Annotated in this window: 5 protein-coding genes; 2 read left to right on the forward strand and 3 right to left on the reverse strand. The window is 43.5% G+C overall.

Features of this window, described 5'->3' with window-relative positions:
- The coding region (locus F1E73_RS16350; protein ID WP_150452569.1) for a CynX/NimT family MFS transporter at positions 1–1,139 on the reverse strand (1,139 nt) is incomplete at its 3' end.
- 213 nt (positions 1,140–1,352) lie between these two features.
- On the opposite strand from F1E73_RS16350, the gene dusB reads away from it, so the two are divergent.
- On the forward strand, positions 1,353–2,351 hold the full coding sequence (gene dusB, locus F1E73_RS16355) for a tRNA dihydrouridine synthase DusB (protein ID WP_150452570.1): 999 nt from the start codon (positions 1,353–1,355) through the stop codon (positions 2,349–2,351).
- A 19-nt stretch (positions 2,352–2,370) separates the two neighbouring features.
- Here the strand turns inward: dusB and F1E73_RS16360 are convergent, their stop codons facing one another.
- Entirely contained in the window at positions 2,371–3,579 is a 1,209-nt protein-coding gene (locus F1E73_RS16360; RefSeq protein WP_150452571.1) for an ABC transporter permease, read from the reverse strand.
- A 2-nt stretch (positions 3,580–3,581) separates the two neighbouring features.
- Positions 3,582–3,974, reverse strand: coding sequence for a 30S ribosome-binding factor RbfA (gene rbfA / locus F1E73_RS16365; RefSeq protein WP_086475623.1), 393 nt, complete (start codon positions 3,972–3,974; stop codon positions 3,582–3,584).
- Positions 3,975–4,360: 386 nt separating this feature from the next.
- Here rbfA and mce point away from each other — a divergent pair, with 386 nt between their 5' ends.
- Positions 4,361–4,789, forward strand: a complete 429-nt coding sequence (gene mce / locus F1E73_RS16370) for a methylmalonyl-CoA epimerase (protein ID WP_086475624.1) — start codon at positions 4,361–4,363, stop codon at positions 4,787–4,789.
- Positions 4,790–5,026 lie beyond the last annotated feature (237 nt).

The following is a 5,026-nucleotide window of genomic DNA, read 5'->3' on the forward strand; positions in this document are numbered from 1 at the left end:
GCCAAGGGTACGTACCAATTGCCAGTAAGGCTAAAGAGCGCACCAAATACGGGCGGGCCACAGGCGGCAATAATGTAGCCTACCGTTTGCGACATGCCCGATAGGTCTGCCGCTTCCGTTGTGGTCTTGGTCCGCAGTACCATAAACATCATGGCAAGGGTAAAAGCCAAGCCCAAAGAAATACCGATGCTAATGACCGAGGGAACTATAAAATTGGTTTTTCCAAAAATGATTCCTGCCAAACCTAGCATCAGTAGGATAAAGGTAACCCATACTAAGGTGAGCTGATCCTTCATTTTAGCAGCAAGAATAGGACCAATGAGCATAATGGGCAATTGGGCCATTTGTATAAAGGAAAGTATCCATCCAGAGCGATCGGCATCCATCCCCCAATTTTGCAATACCGTGGGCAGCCATGCGGCCAAGCAGTAGAACAAGAGCGACTGTAATCCCATAAATATCGCAACATTCCACGCCAAGGTAGATTTCCAAAGGGTTTTGGAAGAAGATCTCTTGTGCTGCGCCTTATTTACTGGAGCGTTTTTTACTTGTGGATACCAAATAAATATGGCTAAAATGGCCAGTACTCCCCATATTCCTATAGAGCCCTGCCATCCCATACCGCTAGCCTGACCAATACGGATACTAAATCCGGCAGCTAGGGCCGAGGTAAGATTCATGGAAACTAAGTACATCCCAGTAACGATACCCACCTTGTTGGGAAACATTTTTTTAATGTAGGCGGGCATTAGTACGTTCCCCACGGTAATGGCGGCACCAATAAGGGCAGCGCCTAAAAAGAGGAAGGGTACATTGCCAACCGAACGCACAAACAATCCCAAGGCCAAGATAAACATGGAGTATAGCAAGAGTCTTTCCAATCCGGTTTTTCTGGCTACCCTAGGGGCAAATACGGATAGCAAGGCAAAGGAGATTAAGGGTATGGCCGTAAGGAGTCCTACAAAGGCCGGTGAAAGATGCAATACATCCGATATTTCGTTGATTACGGGTCCAACCGAAGTGATAGGAGCCCGTAAATTGGCAGCAATAAATAGGATGCCTAGGAGGATTAGCACTACTTCTAAACTTAATCTATACCCTATTTTATGTGCTATGCTAACATTGGTTTGCCCTTTCATAGTCTAATTGTATGCTTCAGAATTATAGAACCGACAAAGATACCTCTTAAAAATGGCCTAAGAGTTAAGGCTTCCTTAAAGCTTTTAAGGTTTGGTTTATAGCCATTAAGCTAGTCGCACTTATTTTTTTTGACGGCTGATTTTCAGTTCCCTAGTGTAGGATTAGCGAATTTTTCTGTAATTTTGCAATCCAAAATTTATAAACGTACCGTTTTGCCGAAAATAGGAGACATAGAATTACCGGATTTTCCATTGTTGCTAGCGCCAATGGAAGATGTTAGCGATCCCCCTTTCCGAGCCCTTTGCAAGGAGCAGGGTGCCGATGTGGTGTACACGGAGTTTATCTCTTCGGAAGGACTCATCCGTGATGCCGCCAAGAGCGTCATGAAATTGGATATCTATGAAAAGGAGCGTCCGGTGGGCATTCAGATTTTTGGCGCCAACCTAGATTCCATGTTAAGATCCGTGGAAATCGTAGAGAAGTCGGGCCCAGACATTATTGACATCAATTTTGGCTGTCCCGTAAAAAAGGTGGTTTGTAAAGGAGCGGGGGCAGGTATCTTAAAGGATATAGACCTTATGGTATCTTTAACCAAGGCAATGGTAGAGCACACTAAATTACCGGTAACGGTGAAAACGCGTTTGGGTTGGGATCACGATTCTATTAAGATTGTTGAGGTTGCAGAAAGGCTACAGGACGTAGGTTGTAAGGCCATTTCCATTCACGGGCGTACCCGTGTACAAATGTACAAGGGGGAAGCAGATTGGGGACCTATTGCCGAGGTAAAAAACAACCAACGGATGCATATTCCCGTTTTTGGAAACGGAGATGTAGATACGCCAGAAATGGCTATGAAAATGAGGGACGAATACGGATTGGACGGCGCAATGATTGGTCGTGCAAGTATAGGTTATCCCTGGTTTTTTAAAGAGGTGAAACACTTTTTTAAAACGGGAACCCACGCCGCACCTCCCACCATGGTAGAGCGGGTAGATGCTGCTAGGCGTCATTTGCAAATGTCCATTGACTGGAAAGGCGAAAAGTTGGGCGTATTTGAAACCCGAAGACATTATACCAATTACTTTAAGGGAGTTCCCAATTTTAAGGAATACCGGATGAAAATGGTGACCAGTGACCGCTCAGAAGACGTTTTTGCAGCTTTTGATGAGGTGTTGGATGTATTTGGAGAGTACGAGTTTGAAACCCCCTAAACATCGCTCAATCTAGCGATTACTGTCTAATTAACTTCTTATTGATACGGCTACTGGCAATCAGGGAGGCAAGGACTCCCAATACAAAGATGGTGGCTAGTACCACCAATACATTTAGGAAATTATATTCCACCGGATAGGCAAGGGTAGGGGTAATTTTAAGCCACCCCCATTGTATCTGGGAGGCAATCAATAAAGATCCCAGAAAGACGCCAATTAGTCCGCCCATTCCAGTAACCAACAGGCCCTGTAAGAAATAAATACGTCTAAGGGATTTAATGGTGGTTCCTAGATTATATAGGGTTTTGGAGTTTTGTTGTTTGTCCAATATCATCATAATAATAGCGCCTACCACGTTAAAAAGGGCGATGATAAGTACTAGGGTGAAAATGAGATAGGTGGCTAGGTTTTCGGTATTCAGCATTCGGTGCAAGGTGCTGTTCAGTTCTATTCGATCTTTTACCACCACCTGGTCAGAAAAAATAGCTGTAATTTCCTTTCTCAGATCTGAAATATTGGCCTTTGGTTGCAGTTTAAAATTGATGCCCGATAATTGGGTGCTGTCTTTCTCCAACAACGCCTGTACCAAGGGAAGATCGGCAAATAAGTATTTACGATCCAACTCCTCCTCTATTTGATAGATGCCACTGATGACCAAGGAAGCTTCGTTGTAAGAATCCTTTAGTTGCCGCTGTCCCAATAATCCCCCACCAGGTTTGGGGACCCGTATGAGTAACGGACTTCTAAAATTATTGATGCTTAACCCCAATAGGTTTGCAATGCCCTGGCCGGCGACCCCTTGTAGAGCATTGATTTCCCAATCCCCATAAAAATAAGCACTACTATCAATAGGGGTGGTTTTTAAGTACACAGAATCTATTCCCTTAATATAGGCAATGTGCGATTTATGATCGTGGGTAAGGTAGACTTTCTCTTCCAATTCCTTGGAATAGGCAATAACTCCAGGGAGCCCTTGGAGGGCCTTGTTCTGTTCCTCCGTAATATTGAAAAACTTACCGCTGACGGGTAGGGCTTTTAGGTCTGGATCTACCATATTGGTATAGGACAGGCTAAAAGTTTTTAGTCCGGCAAAACCCGAAAGAACAATAAAAAGAGCTGCCGATCCGATAACGATTACCAAAAAGGTAATAAAATTGATAATATTCACCGCATTTTGGCTACTCTTGGAGCGCAGGTACCGCTTAGCGATGTAAAAGGGGAAATTCAATCTTAAGACTTTTTCCTTTTTTCCAATAAATCGGGGTTCTTAACCGGATTCTCCTCTCCCTTAAGGGATTTTTCAATACCATCTATATACTCCAGCGAATCGTCCAAAAAGAATAACAATTCGGGCACACGTCTTAATTGGTGTCTGGTACGTTGTGCTAATTCGTGTTTTATAATGGGCTCATTGGATTTAATTCCCTCCATCATTTCCTTGCCTTTATCGGCCGGAAAAATACTGAGATATACCTTGGCAATAGATAGGTCTGTGGTGACGGTAACTTTGGATACGGATATAAGCGTTCCCCTTAAGCCTCCATCAGTCGCGGCACGCTGTAGAATATCGGCGATATCTTTTTGAATAACGCCGCCTATTTTCTTTTGTCTTTGTGTTTCCATACCGCAAAAATACGATATAAATGAATAGATTCTATCACTTTATTGGGATAAGCCGATGTTGAGCAGGGTTTGGAAAGCGGCAGTTAAAGGACGGGAAAGTGGTTTCCCTCAAATTCAGGATCATTTGGTTTATGGGCAAACCACTAAAAATGGAGCCTGGTTTTGAAAGTTGTCTATGTAATAAAGGGCTTAGGCGCTTATTCCCTGTAGCATTTTTATTAAATAAGAAGGAATTGTGGCAAAGGCTAGCCTTGCAACTCCCCTAGGAAAATGGGATATATTAGGTTTAAAAGTTGTATTTTTGATAGAAGGAAGCAACTACCATTGTGCTAGGATAGGCAATTGGGATAGGTGAAATTGTTTTTATTGGCTAAATTTATAGAAGAATGAAAAAAATAGAACACCTCGGAATTGCCGTTCACGATCTGGAAGCCTCCAATTTGCTGTTTGAAAAACTGTTGGGCGTATCCCATTACAAGATAGAAGACGTGGCCTCGGAAGGGGTAAGAACCTCATTCTTTGCGGCGGGCCCCAACAAGATAGAATTGCTGGAACCCACCAGTCCGGAGAGTCCCATAGCCAAGTTTTTGGAAAAAAAAGGAGAGGGCATCCACCATGTAGCTATTGCGGTGGACGATTTGGAAGCGGAAATAGCGCGACTCACCAAGGAGGGATTTACGGTATTGAACGAAAAGCCCAAAAAAGGAGCCGATAATAAATTAGTGGTTTTCCTGCATCCCAAGAGTACCAATGGGGTGCTTATAGAATTGTGTCAAGATGCCACTCCCCCGATAGATAAGTGGGGGATGGAGTGATTTTTTGGGTTCCGGGAACAGAAAAAAACAATAGTCACTTAAGTTTTTGTTGCAGTCTAGAAAAATAAATAGTAATATTGCACCCGCTTGCGTTTGGCAGGCCCGCAATTTTTGCGGTTCCTTATTGGATTTGTTGGGAGATCAGCCTCCCAATAGTAAGAATCAAGAAAGGAAATGGTCCTATAGCTCAGCTGGTTAGAGCACTTGACTCATAATCAAGGGGTCCCTGGTTCGAGC

This window comes from Arenibacter lacus, from assembly GCF_008711145.1.
Taxonomy (GTDB): Bacteria; Bacteroidota; Bacteroidia; order Flavobacteriales; family Flavobacteriaceae; genus Arenibacter; species Arenibacter amylolyticus.